The following is a 15,763-nucleotide window of genomic DNA, read 5'->3' on the forward strand; positions in this document are numbered from 1 at the left end:
CCTGTCGTGGCTGGTCGCGCAGTTCCCCGCGCCCCTTTGGGGCGCCGCTGGAGCAGCCTAGTCGCCGGGGCGGGCCCCTGTCTGTGGATCTTGGGGCGGGAAAACCGGTGGCCGTGGCGTCCGGTTCGACGGGATGATCCGCGATGACCGAACTGTCTGCAGAGGGAGCCGTGATGGGGGCCGACGAACCCGAGGTCCGTACGACAGCAGGTGTGGTGCGGGGAGCCGGAGAGGCGTCGGGATCGGCGGTGTTCAAGGGCATCCCGTTCGCCGAACCGCCCGTCGGAGCACTGCGGTTCGGGGCGCCGAAGCCCGTGCGGAGCTGGGACGGCGTACGGAAGACGGTCGCGTACGGGACGCCGCCTCCGCAGTCCGCCGCGTTCGGCATGGACGCGCTGGTGTCCGGCGACGCGGTGGACGAGGGGGACTGGCTGACCCTCAACGTCTGGACGCCCGACCCGGACCCCGGCGCGGGGCTGCCGGTGATCGTGTGGATGCACGGCGGCGCCTACGTCATCGGGATGTCGGGCCTGCCCGAGTACGACGGCGGACGGCTGGCGCGGGAGGGCGCCGTCGTCGTGGTGACGCTCAACTACCGGGTCGGCATCGAGGGGTTCGCGCACATCGAGGGGGCGCCGGCCAACCGGGGTCTGCTCGACCAGGTCGCCGCGCTGGAGTGGGTGCGGGACAACATCCGCGCCTTCGGCGGCGATCCGGGCCGCGCCACGGTCGTCGGCCAGTCGGCGGGCGCGGGTTCGGTGGCCGCGCTGCTCACGATGGAGCGCGCGGCAGGGCTCTTCGGCCGGGCGGTCGCACAGAGCGTGCCCGGCACGTTCTTCTCCCCCGAGCTCGCCGCCGACATCGCCCGGGAGTTCGCCGCGGAGCTGGGCGTGCGCCCGACGGTGGAGGAGATGGGGGCGGTGGCGCCGCGACGGCTGCCCGCGGTGGCGGACGCGGTCGGCGCGAAGGGCGGGGCGTTCGCGGATCGGTGGGGACCGACGGCCCACGCGCTGATCCCGGTCGCGCCCGTCGTCGACGGCGAGGTGCTGCCGCTCGCTCCGTGGGAGGCGCTGGCCTCCGGCGCGGGACGCGACGTCGAACTCGTGGTCGGCCACACCCGTGACGAGTTCCGGCTGATGATGCTGCTCCGCGGACTGACGGGTGAGGTGACGGAGGATCAGGCCGCCGTCGCACTCCGGACGTTCGGGCCGGGCGGTGCCGCCGGCGGGGCGGCGGGCGGTGACGCCTACCGTGCCGCGTTCCCGGACGCGAGCGCCGAGGAGCTCTACGAACTCGTCCAGTCCGACTGGCTGTTCCGTATGCCCTCACTCCGACTGGCCGAGGCGCAGATCGCGGGCGGCGGTCGCGCGCACGTCTACGAGCTGGTCTGGGAGGCGCCGGGCATGGGCGGCATGCTGGGCGCTTGCCACGGGCTCGACGTACCGCTGGTGTTCGGCAACCTCGGCGAGGGTCTGCCGGCGCTGCTCCTCGGGGAGGAACCGCCCGCCGAGGCCGAGGAGTTGTCGCGGCTGGTCCGCGCCTCCTGGACGGGGTTCGCGGCGGGGGAGGACCCGGGGTGGCCCGCGTACGACGTCGAGCGGCGGTCGGTGCGGCTCTTCGACGCGAAGCCCGCGGTGGCCCCGTACCCGGAGGAGGTGTCGCGGGGGCTCTGGCGCGAGCACGTGTTCGGGGCGCTGCCGCTGCTGGGGGGATAGGGAGCGCTGTGCTGCTCGCACGGACACGCGCGCTCACACGCGTTCACGCTCAGGGCTGTACGGCGTCGATGGCGTCCTGGACCACTCGGCTCAAGTCCTCTTCCGTGGGGACGAGTTCGCGGTCGGCGGCGGACAGCGTCGAGTAGTTCGTCACGGCGAGCGGGTTGTTGCTGGCGTCGAGGGCGAGCTGAACGGCCGCCTTGTTGTGCCGTGTCCCGATGAGGAACCCGATGGTCGCGTCGTCGCGCTGCTCGTCACGGACCATCTTGTCGACCACGCTCACATAGAAGGTGAGCTTGCCGACGTGCTCGGGGCGTACGTCCTTCGTCTTGAGCTCGAAGACGAAGTAGCGGTGCAGCTTGAGGTGGTAGAAGAGCAGGTCGATGCGGTACTCCTCGCCGCCGATGAGCACGGGGTACTGGCGGCCCACGAAGGCGAAGCCGACGCCGAGTTCGGTGAGGAAGCGGACCATGTTGGCGACGATCGCCTCTTCGAGCTCGTGCTCGGCGTGGTGTTTGTCGAGGCCCAGGAAGTCGAGACGGTACGGGTCTCGGGCCAGGTCCTTGAGCGTCGCCGATCCCTCGGGAACGGTCACCTCGAAATTCGTGGCGGCCGAGCCCTGGGAGAGATGCAGGTCCTGGTGGATGAAGCGGCTGAGGAGGTCCCGGGACCAGCCGTTGCGGACGGCCTCTGTGACGTAGAAGTCCAGGTCGGGACGGGTGTCGAGCTTGTCCAGCAGGAGCATGACGTGACCCCACGGCAATTGTGCAGCAGGCTGCTGCACAATTGGCTCAGGCCAGGTGCGGGCCATCTTGTGCATGTACATCAGGTTGCGGCGGGAGAAGCCGCGCTGGTTCGGGAACGTGGCCTTCAGATCTGCGGCGAGTCGCCCCACGACCTTGGTGCCCCAGCCCTCTTGTTCCTGGCGGGCCAGGATGAGTTTGCCGATCTGCCAGTACATCTGGACGAGCTCGGTGTTGACGGCTCGCTGCGCGCGGAGGCGGGCGCCCGTGACGGTTTCTTTGACCTCGCCGAGGAGGTCCCCGTACCAGGAGGGCAGGGTGCCCAACTGGGCGGGGATGGTGGCTTCGGCCTCGGTGTTCTTGTGCATGGGGTGAGGCTTGCGCACGGTGATCTTTGTGCAGGGGTGAATGGGATCAGGTCACCCGAACGTGTGGGTTTGCGGTGAGTGTTCGTATGAGGGCCGCGAGTGTGGTGGGCGTTGTGGCGAGGGTGATGGTGGGGGTGTCGCTTTCGCGGAGGTGGATGGTGCCGGTGGAGGCGGCGGCGACGTAGAGGCAGTTGTCGCCGGCGGCTTCGCTGAAGGACGACTTCTGCCAGTTGAGTTCAGTCACGGTGTCATTCCTGGTGTGTGTAGAGCAGGTGCTGCATCAGACCCCAGGAGTCACGGTGTTCGTGCACTGCTGGGAACTCGCTGGGCACGATGGGTGGGAGGGCGCTGTGGCGGAGCTCTTCGAAGGTAGCCCGGTACTGGTTCAGGGACGCTTCGTCGTCGAGGACGAGTCGGGCCGCCGGATGCTCCAGGATGACCGACCCCAAACTGGCGACGTCAGGCGCGAGTTGGAGAAACGGCGCGCTGCGCCAGGAACCGGGCCCCGCATCGAATGGCAGAACCTGAATGGTCACGTTGGGCCGTGTGGCGATGCGTACGAGGTGGCTCAGTTGCTCCCGCATCACGCGCGAGTCTCCGACGACCACGTGCAGGGCGGCCTCGTGGAGGACGGCGTGGAAACTGGTGATGTGCGGTTCGTCGAGGACGGTCTGGCGTGCCAGGCGGTATCGCACGGCGGTCTCCCGCTCGTCGCGTGAGGCTTCGGGCAGGCCTGTGCTGAAGAGAGCGCGCATGTACGACTCGGTTTGGAGGAGCCCTGGGACGAGCAGGGTTTCGTGGCTCCGGATGGATGTTGCCGCTGCTTCGAGCTCGGCGAGATCGAGAGAGCTCTGCGGCCGGATCTTACGGTACTCGGACCACCAGCCCTTGCCTTTGCTCTCCGCCATGCGGACGAGTTCGTTGATGTAGGGCTCATCATTGCAGTCGTATGCCTGCGCCAGTTCGCGGAGGCGCGGCGCTGGGATGGCGGTGCGCCCTGCCTCGATGTGGCTTAGGTGGGGTGCGCCCATGTCGATCAGCTGCCCCCCTTCGGCAACCGACAGGCCCGCCTGCATGCGCAATTTCCGCAGTTCAGCCCCAAGCCGACGCTGTCGTTCGGTGATCAGCGTTCTCAGTGCCACGCGCCGTCCTCCCCGGAGTTTGGATCAAAGTGTGCCCCCGTGGGGGTGGTTGGTCCACTTGTCGAGCCGATCAGGTTGCATGCGTGCTGAGATCGAAGCTACCTTGAGTGAGGCGACGCTCACGCAGTGATGCAGGAAGCCTCGCTGTCGACGTATGCGCATGCACGCCGTGTCGTGGAAGAGCACCGCCGGATTCTCGGGCCCATTCCGGGTGGGCCCGTACCCATGGGGCGGTAGAGCCACCGCGGCCGGCGTTCGTCGACGAGGCGTAGGCATTCCGAAGTCTTCCCGAGATTCACGTCCAGCGTTCTTCGCCCTGGAGGCGTCAGCCATGGAATTCCCGCTCACCTACACCCTGTTCACCCCAGCCGTCATGACCTCGCCCAAGGTCTGCCGGGACTTCGTGCGCGCCACTCTGGAGACGCTGGGGCTCGGTGAACTCGCCGACACGGCCGCGCTCTGCACCTCCGAGCTGGTGACGAACGTGCACCGGTACGCGGAGGGTGACGTACACCTGAGAGCGGCCGTCGAGAGGACCCACGTCCGGGTCGCCGTGTACGACGGGAGCACGCGGCTGCCCTCGCCCCGCCGGGCGGCAGCCGGGGACGACGGCGGTCGGGGCCTGTTCCTTGTCACCGCGCTGTCGGACGTGTGCGGCATGACGCCGACGGAACACGGCAAAGGCGTGTGGTTCCAGCTCAATCGCGACTGACGGGTGTGCACGGTGTCCAGCCCGAACCTCAATGCCGGATCCCGAACGCGGCAGTCCCCGGCAAGGGATGCTGGTGGAGCCGCACAGCAGAGTGTGCGGCTCCATGCCCGGCAACGCCTGGTCGGGGACTCGTGAGCCGGATGCCCGGCAGCGGATCAGCCGCACTGGCCGGTCCCCTTCGTGGAGTAGGTGGTGATGCCGCCCTCCCACGTGACGCACTCGCCACGGGCCTCGATGTAGACGGGCCCGGCGTACGTCGTGAAGCGGCCGCGGTCGGTGGCCGTACCGCCCGTCTTGGAGCTGAGCCTGGCGAACATGTTCACCGCGGCCCCGGGCTTGGTGCGCACGGTGACCACGCAGTTCTCGCCGGTCGTCTTGTTGTAGGTGAGGAAGGTGGTGCCGAGGTTCTCCATATTGGCGGAGTCGATCACCTTGTGACCGGTGCCGCAGGCGCCGTTGTACTTCGCGACCGGGGCCTCCGACGCGGCGGCGGCCGGGGCCGCCTTGGCCGCCGTGGGCGCGGAGACGGGCGCCGACGCGGAGGCGGGCGCCGCGAGGGCGAGGGCACCACCGGCGACGACGACGGCTACGGCGGCTGCGTGGCGGACGTTCTGTCCCCCCTGTGGTGTGGTCGTGGATCCATCTGGTCGTGGATCCATGTCGTGCGGCGCGTCCGGCCGGTCAGCTGCCGTCCGCCCACACCAGGTGAGACCAGGGGGCCCGGGGTTGGTTGTGGCCTCTTTTGTCACTGTTCTGTCGCCACATGTCGCGGTCCTGAAACCACGCGGCTTGCACTACGCCGTCACCGGCGGGGGTGGACCAACAGTTTCACGGAGTCGGCCAGTTTGTCGGCGTTGTGGATGTGACGGGCCGATTGGACCAACACGGTCTGGAGGGTGGGGTGCGATGCCAGGGGGGCCAGGTCGAGCACATCCGGCTCGTACATGCTGATGTACTGCATCGACGGGAACGCCGTTACCGCCTGCCGAAGATCCAGCTGCTTGCGGTTGAGCATGAGGAACACCCTGGAGATGCGGTTCAGCACTGTTCCGGTGGCCGCCAGGCTCGCCAGCTCGGCAGGATTCAGGCTCAGGATGGTCAGCTTCTCCAGGCCGCCGATCGCCTGCCAGTCCTCAGGGGCGGGCGAAGTGTTTAGGTCCAGCCCGAGCTGACGTAGTGACGGGAACTCTCCGAGTGCCGCGAGGCCGGACGCGTTCCCGGGAAGGAAGACGCACTGCAGAGGTGCCTCACGGGCGATGACGTCGAGCCCTGGCCACGGGGTCTTAGTCCGGAGGCTGAGCATGTCGAGCCGGGTGAGTTCTCGCAGTGGGCTCAGATCTTCAAGCAGGGGAAGATCGGAGAGAATCAGTTCCTCCAGAGGAAGTCCCGTCAGTGGCGCCAGCGATGCGACGCTCGGGCAGCTCACCAAGTTGAGACGGCGCAGCGCCTCGAAGCGGGCAACGAATTCGAGGCTGTCGATCACGCTGTTGTCGATGATCACGAGTTTCTCCAACTGATGGTCACCAAAAGCCCCCGAGATCTCGGCACCGGTGAAGTCCCCCATGCATCGGACTTGGTTGTTGCCTCCCAACCGGTGCAGCGCGGCGAGCTCTTCGGAGGAACGCACGGAGATGACCGTCTCGGGCTTCTCACGCAAGTGATCGATGATCTCCCTCGCATAGGTCTCGGTGTCGAACCGGTACCAGTGGAAGCCGAGCTGATGACGGACCGCAGAGCTCTCGTGGTTCCGATACCTCACGAGATAGGGCAGTGCGGCGTCTCCGCCGATGAGGCATGCCGTCTGGACGACCCGGGCCGCGTCTGCCTCGTCTTCCACGTCCTCAGGCCCGGGCAGCAACTCAAGAACGATCGCGCCGATGTCGGCAAGTTCCTGCGCTTCTTCGTTGCTGCGCGGCGGAATCAGCTCCCCCGCTCGCTTCTCCACCTCCCTCCGCACCTCCGGAGCGAGCTTCGCCGCATGCTCCAGGCAGGCCATCGCGAGCAGATGCAGCCGCGTCCGGTGAGGCGGCTCCGCGTCCCCGCGTCTCAGGAGCCCCCGCAACAGTCTTGCCCGTTCGTTCGGCCGGGCATGGGCGACGGCCATCCGGACGACGTCCTCCCACTGGTCGAGGTGCGCGTGCCGGACCAGCAGGTCGAAGTCGCGCTCCTCCACCGCGGCCCGTGCTCCCAGGTAGTCCTGGAAGGTCCGGTGCACGAAGTCCACGGCCCCCTTTGCCGGCTCGCGCAGGAGACCCGACCGTACGAGCAGATAGCGCAGGATCTCCTCGGCCGATCCCTGCTCGGCGACATGGGGCATCGACGGCAGGAGCCGCTCCAACTGGCTCACGGCGTCCGCGCGGTCCATCTCGGCCCGGCCGTTGCGGATGAGCCAGTACGCGAGCTTCTGCAGGAGCTCGACCTGGGACTCCTCGTCCAGCTCACCGGCCATGCCCTGCATGTCGCGCTCACGGTCGCGGCGTTCCAGGAGCATGGAGAGGGCCGCGTCGTACAGGGCCTTGCGTCCGCGGGGGAGGAAGCCCCGGCGTTCGCGGTGCAGGGCGCAGACCAGCGCGCACATCAGGGGGTTGGTGGCCAGTCGACCCAGGTCCTGTTTGGTGCGGACGGCGTTCAGCAGGGTCTTGCCGAGCGCGGGCTCCGCTCCCGCCGCTTCGTGCCAGCGGCGGATGAAGACCGCGATGTTGTCGCGGCTCATTTGGGAGAGCGCGAGATCGGTGAAGTCCTCGCTGCCCAGCCAGTCGTCCCGTACGGCGGAGGGGCGGGAGGTGACCAGCCAGAGGTTGCCGGGGAAGGCGGAGAGGAGGTCCGACAGCCAGCGACGTGTGCGTTCGCGTTCCTGCTCGGGGACCTCGTCGATACCGTCGATCAGGAGGAGCCCTCGCCCGGCCGACAGCACACGGTCCGTCCAGCTGGAGGGCTGGGAGCCGGTGAGCGGGCAGCCCACGGCGGTCAGGAAGTCCATCGGCGCGGGCAGGACGGCGCCTCCGCGCGTGAGCGTGCGGAGGGGGAGGACGAAGGGTACGCGCCCTATGAGGTGGGCCAGTTCGCCGGTCAGCCGGTCCTGGCGGGCGGTGGTGACCGCGAGCCACTGCACCAGAGTGGTCTTGCCCGATCCGGCGCTGCCGCGCAGCAGGACCCGTTGGCTTCCCGCCAGTGCCCTCTCGACGGGTTGTGGCAGCGCGGGTATCCAGCCTTCGGCCGACGTGACCCCACCCCGGCCCTCTGCGGCATGCGCGGCGAACGCACGGTCGACAACCGGCTGGTGCTCGGCGCTGCGGGACGCCTCCAGGCTCAGATAGGCCGTGTCCAGGGGCCATTCCCGGCACTCGTTGAGGTCGACGCCGTAGATGGTGAGAAGGCTGTGCTTTTTGGCGATGTGGGCCGCGTAGCGTTCCTCGAATTCCGCGTCCTCGGCGGACTGGGAGGGCAGGCGCTGGATGAGGATGTCTGTACGGGCGATCAGTTCGCTCAACTGCCGGCTCTGGTCGACGAGGCTGCGGGCCACGAAGGTCGAGCGCTGCGTCAGGAAGTGCAGGATGTGCAGGCAGGCGTTCTCCAGCAGATAGGAGTACAGGGACACCGAGTCCTGGCTGAGGAACCGTACGAGCTGAGCGCCGCCGGCCCGGTCGTACATCTTGGCGGCCAGAGACTCATGTCCCAGCCGCACGGCCTCGACATCGTCGAGCCCCAGATCGCCCAGGGTGTGCAGGGTGAGTTCCAGGGTGTCGGTGACGGCCTCCAGCTCGGATTGGTCCGAAGCCCGATCGAGTGTCTCCCCGGCCGCGCGCCGCACCAGCTCCTCGACGAGCTTGCGGAAGTCCTTCTCGCTGAGCGTGCGCTTCTCGCCCTTGAACGACACCAGGGCGGAGAGCCGCACCGGACGCTCCACCAGACCCGCCCCGGGGCCCTCCTTGACGAACAGCTTCCGCACCAAAGGCGCGATGATGCCGGACGCGACACGGACCCCGACCGTTCCCGGATCGACCATGGTTCGAGGGTAGGCCAACAGCCCTGTGGGAAAGGAGGGTTGGGCCCTACGCCGTGATCGTCACCCCCTCCGGCACGTTCCGTACGCGCGGCAGGCGCGGATTGACGCGCAGGACCTGGAGGTTGGGGAAGAGGGACAGCCAGGACATGTCCGGGTCGGTGGGTTCGGCGTTGAGCCAGAGATGGGTGAGCCGGTCGCGGTCGAGGCCGTCCATGAGGTCGGTGACGGGGATGACGCCGGCCACCTGGACGCGGGGTCGGCCGCCGAGGTGACGCAGGGCCGCGAGTTCGGCGGTGTCTGAGACCGGGAAGTACACGCCGTCGGGATCCAGGTGGGCGATGATCTCGCGCGCGTACCGCTCGGTGTCGAAGTGCCGCCAGGGCCGGGCGAGTTCGGTCCGTACCGCGAACGAGGAACGCCCCCGCAGGCGGGCCAGGTAGTCGATGGCGGCGTCGTCCTCGACCCGGGTCGCGGTGAGGGCGAGCAGCAGCGCCTGCTGGTCGCTCGGCACCTGCTCGGGGTCGGGCAGGAGCTCCAGGACGATGGGCCCCACCCAGCCCAGACTGCGGGCGCCGAGCTCGCTCGTGGGGCGGACGAGGTTCTTCGTACGGTCGTGGACGAGCCGCCGGACCGACGGGTCGAGCTCGGTGACATGGTCCAGGCAGGCCGCGGCCATCAGACGGCGGTGGTTGACCTGGGGTCTGCGCAGCGCGGGCGCGGCGGACAGCAGGCGTTCGAGGAAGTCGCCGCACTCCTCGGGGCGGGCGTGGGCGGCGGCCATGCGGATGACCTCCTCCCACTCGGGCTGGTGGGCGTGGTCGACCAGGTCGCGCAGCCGGCCGCGCGCCACGATCTCCTTGGCGGCCAGGTAGTCCTGGAAGGTGCGGTGCACGAAGTCCACCGAGAGGCCCGCCTGTTCGCGCAGCAGCCCGGTGCGGTGCAGCAGATGGCCGAAGATCTTCTCGCCGTCGCCCGCCGCGCGTGCGGCGGGGATCGCGGGCAGCGCGCCCTCCAGGATGGCGACGGCCCGTCCGCGCGGCAGCTCCGAGACGCCGTCCTCCAGCATGGCGTGCGCGAGTTTCTGCAACAGCCGTTCCCGCGGCTCCTGTTGCAGGCGCACGTCGTCCGCGTACAGCACGTCCCGCTCGGGGTCCCGGCGTTGCAGGAGCATCTCCAGGGCCGCCTCGTACAACTCCTTGCGGCCGTGGGGGAGGGAGCCGGAGCGGTCCCTGTTCAGCGCGCATATGAGGCCGCACATCAGGGGGTTGGTGGCGAGCTGGCGCAGCTCCCGGTAGATCCGTACGGAGTGCAGCAGCCGTTGCTCGTACTCCTTCAGCTCGTCCCGGTCGCGCTGCTCGCGGCAGTTCTCGTCGCCCATCGCAGCCGTGTGCCAGTCCCGGACGAACCGCGTCACCTGGTCCCGGGACATCGGCGCGAGCGACAGCTCCGCGAAACCCTCCTCCGCGAGACGTTCCTCCGCGAGCCAGCCGTCCGCCACGGCGGAGGGGCGCGAGGTGACCAGGCAGCCGTTCCCGGAGAACACGCGCAGCAGACGGCGGAGCTGGTCGCGCAGCTCGCCGCGCGTCGCCTCCGGGGCCTCGTCGATTCCGTCGACCAGCAGCAGGGCACGGCTCGCGAGCAGCGTCCGTACGACCCAGCCCTCCGGCGCCTGGTCGGCGAGCGGATGGCGGACTGCGCGCAGGAAGTCGTCCGGGGCGGGAAAGCCCTCGCGGGCGAAACGGCGTACGGGCAGGACGAACGGCACCCGCGCGCCCTCGCGGGCGGTGGCCACGGCGAGCCACTGGACGAGGGTCGTCTTCCCGGAACCCGCCACCCCGCGCAGCAGCACCCGCTCGTGCCCGTCCAGCGCCCGGTCCGCGAGCAGCACGGTCCGCTGCCCGCCCCCGCTCCCGCCGCCGGTGCTCTCCTCGGCCTCCAGGCTCAGATACGTGTCCTCCAGGAGCCAGCGGTCCGGCGCGTTCGGGAAGTCCACGCCGACGATGGTCAGCCAGCCGTGCTGGCGTACGACCTCCTCGGCGTAACGGGCCTCGAAGTCCGCGTCCTGCTGGGAGCGTTCGGTCCTGCGGGCCGCCGCCTCGGTGTCGTTGAGATCGACGAGCTGACGGATGCGGCTGGCACGCTCCGGCATGTGCTGCTGGATGTGGGGCGAGCGCCCGACGAAGTGGTCCAGCACATGCAGGCACACGTTCACGAGCAGCGCGTCGTGGAACCACGCGGCGTCGGGCGACAGTCCCCGGTCCGCGCCCGGCACGGCCCCGCGCAGCCGACGCGCGTAGTCCTGCGGCCCCAGTCGTACGGCGTCCACGTCGGTGAGGTCGAGTTCCCCGACGGCGAGCAGCGTGCGGGCCAGGACGTCGACCACGGCGGGCAGTTCGGACGTGGGGGTCGTGTGCTTCTCGGCTGCCAGCTGGATGAACTCGGCGGCGACCCGGTGGACGTCGTCCGGGATCGCGCGGGAGGGCTGGGGTCCTGGTGTTCGGAAGAGCCGTTGTACGAGGGGTGCGGCGTCGGGGGAGGGGATGCGGACAACGGGCTCCATGGGCATCGAGGTCCCTGTGGGGTGGGGCTGTTGTGGGAGTCAAGGGCAGGTCAACTCGGGCTGGATCGAGGGGTGATGAGTTCGATCCGGAGCGGCACCTGCTGGGCCACGTAAGTGCTCACCTCGGTTGCCACGCGGACCCTTTCGAGACGGGGAAAGACCGCGAGCCACGCCAGTCCGTCGACCGGGTGGGGTGCTTCCAGGAAAAGCCGGACGAGCCGCTCCTGCACGATGAGTTCCGTGAGCTCCTCGACCCGGTAGGGGCCGAGAACCCGTATGTCCTCCCAGCCGCCGAGAGCACGGAGCGTACGGAGGTCCGCAGCTCCGCGTACGGTGACCCGGCGCTGCTGTGGCAGATGCGCCAGGATGTCGCGCGCGTAGAGGGCCCGGTCGAAGCGCGGCCAGCATGCGGCCAGGGTCGTCTGGACCTCCTGGCTAGGGTGTTTCCGGAAACGGGTGAGGAAGTGCAGCGCGGCCTCGTTGCCCAGATGGCTCGCTGCCTGAACCACATGGTGTGCCGTCCGGTCGTCCACGTTCTCCGGACCCGGCAGGAGAGCGAGCAGCAGATCACCCCCGGCCCGTCCCAACTCCTCCGCCTCCGTGATCGAGCGCGGCGGGATCAGCGACCCGACCCCCTCTTCCACAAGCTCTCGAACCGAAGGCTCCACCTCCGCCACGTACCGAAGCCCCGCAGCGGCCAGCAGCTTCCCGCGTGAGCTGTCCTGCCCCACCAGCCGTCGCAGCATCTGCTCGGCTTCCTTCGGCCGGGCATGCGCGATGGCGAGCAGGATGACGTCGTCCCAGTCGTCATACCGCGAGTGGTTCACGAGCAGATCGAAGTCCAGCTCCTGCACGGCCAGCCGGGACCCCAGATAGTCCTGGAAGGTCCGGTGGAGGAAGTCCACCCGCCCCTCGGCCGGCTCCCGCAGCAGCCCCGACCGCAGCAGCAGCGACCGGTAGACGTCCTCGGCGGTCCCGTCGAGGTTCACCGCGGGGACCGCCTGCCCGATGATGTGCAGCGCGTCCGAACGGTCCATCTCCGCACGGCTGTTGCGGATGAGCCACCACGCCAGTTTCTGCAGCAGCTGGACCTGTGTCGCGTACGGGATGCGCAGTCCGTCGGGGTGGTCCAACTCCCGTTCCCGGTCCCGCCGTTCGAGGAGCATGGTGAGGGCGGCCTCGTACAGGGACTTCCTGTCCTGGGGGAGGAAGCCGCGCCGGTCGCGGTGGAGTGCGCAGAGCATGCCGCACATCAACGGGTTGGTGGCCAGCCGGTTCAGCTCGGACGTGGTCCGCACGGCCTGGAGCAGTGACATCCCCTCGGCCTCGTCCGCTCTGGCGGCGCGGTGCCAGCGCCGTACGAACGTGGCGACGTCGTCGCGTGCCATCGGGGACAGCGTGAGTTCGTGGAAGGCCGCCGCCTCCAGCCACCGCTCGGGGACGGCGGACGGGCGGGAGGTGACGAGCCACAGGTTTCCCGGGAAGGTCCGGGTCAGTTCGCGCAGCCAGCGCCGGGCCGCGTCGCGGCGGTCACCGGCGATCTCGTCTATCCCGTCGACCAGCAGCACACCCCGCCCGGCCCGGAGCACCCGCTCCGCCCAGCCGGCCGGCTGCTCCCCGGCGACCGGGCAGCCGACGGCCTTCAGGAGGTCTCCCGGGATGGGGAACTCCGTCCCCGGGCGCACGATCCTGCGCATCGGCAGGACGAACGGCACCCGTCCGATGAGGTGCGTCAGGCCGTGGTCGTACGTACGGCTCGCCGTCGTCACCGCGAGCCACTGGACGAGGGTCGTCTTCCCGGAGCCCGCGACCCCGCGCAGCAGCACCTGGTCGTGCTGCGCCAGGACCTGCTCGGCGGGGATCTGGAGTCCGCCGTCCTGCCCGTCGCGCTCCCGGGTCGCCTCCAGACTGAGGTACGCGGTGTCGAGCGACCACTCGCTCGTCCCGGTGTCCAGGCCGTAGATGGTCAGCGTTCCGTACCGCCCGTTGATGTGCTCCGCGTACCGCGCCTCGAACCCGGCATCCTCGGCCGACTGCGAGGGCAGGCGCCCCAGCAGGACGTCCACGGCCCGCACCAGCCGGGCCAGCTGCCGGCTCTGCGCGGTCTGCTGCCGGGCGATGTAGGTGGAGCGCTGGGTGAAGAAGTTCAGGATGTGCAGCGCGGCCGTGTGCAGCAGCTGCTCGTAGAAGAGCTCGCCGTCGCCGCTGAGTCCGTACGAGATGACGGCCGCGTGGGAGCGGAGTGTGCGCGCGAACTCCTCGGGTCCGAGGCCGACGGCCTCGTAGTCCTCGATCGTGAGGGTCCCGAGCGAGGCGAGTGAATGGCCGAGGGCGTGGGTGACCGCCGTGGCCTCCTCGGCCGTCACCGGCTGTTCCCCCGGCCCGGCCGTCTTCAGGGCTCTGCGGACCAGTTCCGCCGCGACCTTCTCGACGTCCTTCGGCGTGACGCTCCGCTTCTCCCGGCCGAACGAGACCAGCGCCGATATCCGTACCGGGCTGCTCACCAGCCCGGCCCCCGGCTGGTCCTTCACGAAGAGCTTCTTCACGAGCGGTGCGACCGCGCTGGACGCGATACGGGCCCCGAGCACTCCGGCGTCGACCATGCACCGAGCGTAGGCGAACCACCTGGGCCCTTGTGTAGCCCCCGCCACATTCCCAGGCTCCTGGATCACGCCCTCCGGTGACATGACGCACAGGCGATTTGTCCGGTACTAGGGCGAGTAGTGGTGGAGTGGAAACGGGCAAAAAGGACCTTTGGCCCGGGGGTGGTGACGGGGTCGGAGGCCGTGCGGCGCGGGCCCGGGCCCGTGGCTCCGGGGCCGGGCTGGACGGCCCTGAAGTGGGGGTAAACCCGACTTCCAGGAGAAAAGGCGGAGGATTTCGTCCCAGACGTTCTTCTTGTCAAGGAGTCGGAAGTTTCGGGGTCAAGTACGACTTGAGGTCGTAGATGGGGCCTTTGTGGGATGGCGGGGGCGCGGGTTACCAAGGGATGCCTCGCCCGGTGCGCCGACAGCGCGCCGGGTGTGTTGATGTCCGTCCCCCTGGAGGTAGTCCCCATGTCGCAGCGCATCACGTCCCACCTTCCCGGCACGCCCAAGCTCCGTGTCCGGGCGGCCGCCATGGCTCTCGGACTGGGCGCCTCGGCCGCGCTCGGAGCGGGGGTCGCGGTCGCCGCGGACACCAAGGCGAGCGCCGTCGCGCTGCCGGGCTCCGCCGCCGTCTCCGTGCAGCAGCAGGCCGCCGCGCAGGCCAAGGCCGCCGCTCAGACGAAGGCCAAGAGCAAGACGGCCGCCAAGAAGGCCGCCGCCAAGCCCGTCGCGGCCAAGAAGGCCGCCTCCTGGGTCGACCCCGTCAAGAAGTACAAGCTCTCCGCGAAGTTCGCCCAGGCCGGCAACCTCTGGTCGTCCACCCACTCCGGCCAGGACTTCGCCGTCGCCTCCGGCACGCAGGTCGTCGCCGCGCACGGCGGCACCGTGGTGAAGGCCGGCGGCAACGGCGCCGGTGACGGACCCGCGTACGGCAACGCCGTCGTGATCAAGCACGGCAACGGTACGTACTCGCAGTACGCGCACCTGTCCCGCGTGGGCGTGAAGCCCGGCCAGATAGTGAAGACCGGCCAGCGCATCGCCCTGTCCGGCAACACCGGCAACTCCAGCGGGCCGCACCTGCACTTCGAGATCCGTACGAAGGCGAGCTACGGCTCGGCGGTCGACCCGGTCGCCTTCCTGCGCTCGAAGGGCGTGAGCCTCTAAGAGGTCTCGGGGCTCAGGGCCCCAGGTCTCAGGGCGACTCGGTGGCGCCGGCGTGCGCCCGCGTGACCAGATCGATGGCGACCTCCAGGACGGCCTTCCGCTTGTCCTCGGGGTCGCCTTCCATGTCCTTGAGGGCGAACATCCCGGCGTGCATCGTGAACAGCGCGCTCACACACCTGACCTGGTCCGTCAGCGCGGCGTCCGGCTCCTTGATGATGTCCAGCATCCCGAGCATGCGGTCCTTGAAGGACTCGCCGATGCTCAGCTCGCGGATCGTCGCCTGGTTCTCCTGCATGAAGCGGAAGAGGGGGGCCGCGTTGGTGAGCGCCTCGCTGTAGCGGCTCAGCAGCTCCTGCTTGGTCTCCAGGGTGTGCGGCTGCCCCTTGCCCCACTCGATCAGCTCGTCCATCGGCCTCGTCAGGTCCTGGAAGAGGCTGATGAGGATGTCTTCCTTGGTCTTGAAGTGGTAGTAGAGCGCCGCCTTCGTGACGTCCAGCCGTTCGGCGATCTCCCGCAGCGACGTCTTCTCGTACCCCTGCTCGGCGAAGAGTTCGACGGCCACGTCCTGGATGCGCTGACGGGTGTCCCCACGCCGCCGCTGCCTGCTGCCGTCCATCGTGGCTGCTCCTCGTCCTTGTCGTCCCTACGTGTCGTAGGTGCTCGCCGTAAGGTAAAGAAAAACTTACTTGACGCCCGGCTAGTTACGGGTCTACTTTCCCTCAGTGTAGTCAACTTGCCGGTCGGCAAGTAAGTGCAAATAAGTAG

General features: G+C 69.2%; 11 protein-coding genes. 3 read left to right on the forward strand and 8 right to left on the reverse strand.

The genetic code is table 11. The features are described from left to right. Positions 1–143 precede the first annotated feature (143 nt). The gene (locus QF035_RS29545) at positions 144–1,715 is read left to right on the forward strand and encodes a carboxylesterase/lipase family protein (RefSeq protein WP_307523555.1); all 1,572 of its coding nucleotides are present in this window, start codon (positions 144–146) and stop codon (positions 1,713–1,715) included. Between the two features lie 49 nt (positions 1,716–1,764). On the opposite strand, the gene QF035_RS29550 is transcribed toward QF035_RS29545, so the two are convergent. Genes QF035_RS29550 through QF035_RS29560 form a run of 3 tightly spaced genes read right to left on the reverse strand, consistent with a single transcriptional unit; the run spans position 1,765 to position 3,968 of the window. Then, the gene (locus QF035_RS29550; RefSeq protein ID WP_307523556.1) at positions 1,765–2,826 is read right to left on the reverse strand and encodes a PDDEXK nuclease domain-containing protein; all 1,062 of its coding nucleotides are present in this window, start codon (positions 2,824–2,826) and stop codon (positions 1,765–1,767) included. A 46-nt stretch (positions 2,827–2,872) separates the two neighbouring features. Then, positions 2,873–3,070: a DUF397 domain-containing protein gene (locus tag QF035_RS29555; protein ID WP_307523557.1), complete on the reverse strand. Its 198-nt coding sequence runs from the start codon at positions 3,068–3,070 to the stop codon at positions 2,873–2,875. 4 nt (positions 3,071–3,074) lie between these two features. Then, positions 3,075–3,968 (reverse strand): helix-turn-helix domain-containing protein, encoded by an 894-nt coding sequence (locus QF035_RS29560; RefSeq protein ID WP_307523558.1) that lies wholly within the window; start codon positions 3,966–3,968, stop codon positions 3,075–3,077. Positions 3,969–4,299: 331 nt separating this feature from the next. Between QF035_RS29560 and QF035_RS29565 the strand changes: the two genes are divergently transcribed. Continuing rightward, a complete protein-coding gene (locus tag QF035_RS29565; protein WP_307523559.1) occupies positions 4,300–4,680 on the forward strand; it encodes an ATP-binding protein in 381 nt (126 codons plus the stop codon). 155 nt (positions 4,681–4,835) lie between these two features. Here QF035_RS29565 and QF035_RS29570 read toward each other — a convergent pair whose 3' ends face one another. From QF035_RS29570 to QF035_RS29585, 4 genes are all read right to left on the reverse strand, one after another. After that, positions 4,836–5,339, reverse strand: coding sequence for a spore-associated protein A (locus tag QF035_RS29570; protein ID WP_307523560.1), 504 nt, complete (start codon positions 5,337–5,339; stop codon positions 4,836–4,838). 143 nt (positions 5,340–5,482) lie between these two features. Beyond that, positions 5,483–8,686 carry an NACHT domain-containing protein gene (locus tag QF035_RS29575; RefSeq protein WP_307523561.1) on the reverse strand — a complete coding sequence of 1,068 codons (3,204 nt, stop codon included), beginning with the start codon at positions 8,684–8,686 and terminating at the stop codon, positions 5,483–5,485. Positions 8,687–8,732: 46 nt separating this feature from the next. Continuing rightward, a complete protein-coding gene (locus tag QF035_RS29580; protein ID WP_307523562.1) occupies positions 8,733–11,246 on the reverse strand; it encodes an NACHT domain-containing protein in 2,514 nt (837 codons plus the stop codon). Positions 11,247–11,296: 50 nt separating this feature from the next. Continuing rightward, positions 11,297–13,849 carry an NACHT domain-containing protein gene (locus QF035_RS29585; RefSeq protein WP_307523563.1) on the reverse strand — a complete coding sequence of 851 codons (2,553 nt, stop codon included), beginning with the start codon at positions 13,847–13,849 and terminating at the stop codon, positions 11,297–11,299. Between the two features lie 453 nt (positions 13,850–14,302). Here QF035_RS29585 and QF035_RS29590 point away from each other — a divergent pair, with 453 nt between their 5' ends. Then, the gene (locus QF035_RS29590) at positions 14,303–14,998 is read left to right on the forward strand and encodes a M23 family metallopeptidase (protein ID WP_307523564.1); all 696 of its coding nucleotides are present in this window, start codon (positions 14,303–14,305) and stop codon (positions 14,996–14,998) included. 28 nt (positions 14,999–15,026) lie between these two features. On the opposite strand, the gene QF035_RS29595 is transcribed toward QF035_RS29590, so the two are convergent. After that, on the reverse strand, positions 15,027–15,614 hold the full coding sequence (locus tag QF035_RS29595) for a TetR/AcrR family transcriptional regulator (RefSeq protein ID WP_307523565.1): 588 nt from the start codon (positions 15,612–15,614) through the stop codon (positions 15,027–15,029). Positions 15,615–15,763 lie beyond the last annotated feature (149 nt).

Origin of the sequence: Streptomyces umbrinus (assembly GCF_030817415.1) — a bacterium.
GTDB lineage: Bacteria > Actinomycetota > Actinomycetes > Streptomycetales > Streptomycetaceae > Streptomyces > Streptomyces umbrinus_A.

Coding starts and splice junctions, on each gene's coding strand:
- QF035_RS29545 (WP_307523555.1), top strand. CDS start 144: ATGACCGAACTGTCTGCAGAGGGAGCCGTGATGGGGGCCGACGAACCC.
- QF035_RS29550 (WP_307523556.1), bottom strand. CDS start 2,826: ATGCACAAGAACACCGAGGCCGAAGCCACCATCCCCGCCCAGTTGGGC.
- QF035_RS29565 (WP_307523559.1), top strand. CDS start 4,300: ATGGAATTCCCGCTCACCTACACCCTGTTCACCCCAGCCGTCATGACC.
- QF035_RS29570 (WP_307523560.1), bottom strand. CDS start 5,339: ATGGATCCACGACCAGATGGATCCACGACCACACCACAGGGGGGACAG.
- QF035_RS29575 (WP_307523561.1), bottom strand. CDS start 8,686: ATGGTCGATCCGGGAACGGTCGGGGTCCGTGTCGCGTCCGGCATCATC.
- QF035_RS29580 (WP_307523562.1), bottom strand. CDS start 11,246: ATGGAGCCCGTTGTCCGCATCCCCTCCCCCGACGCCGCACCCCTCGTA.
- QF035_RS29585 (WP_307523563.1), bottom strand. CDS start 13,849: ATGGTCGACGCCGGAGTGCTCGGGGCCCGTATCGCGTCCAGCGCGGTC.
- QF035_RS29590 (WP_307523564.1), top strand. CDS start 14,303: ATGTCGCAGCGCATCACGTCCCACCTTCCCGGCACGCCCAAGCTCCGT.
- QF035_RS29595 (WP_307523565.1), bottom strand. CDS start 15,614: ATGGACGGCAGCAGGCAGCGGCGGCGTGGGGACACCCGTCAGCGCATC.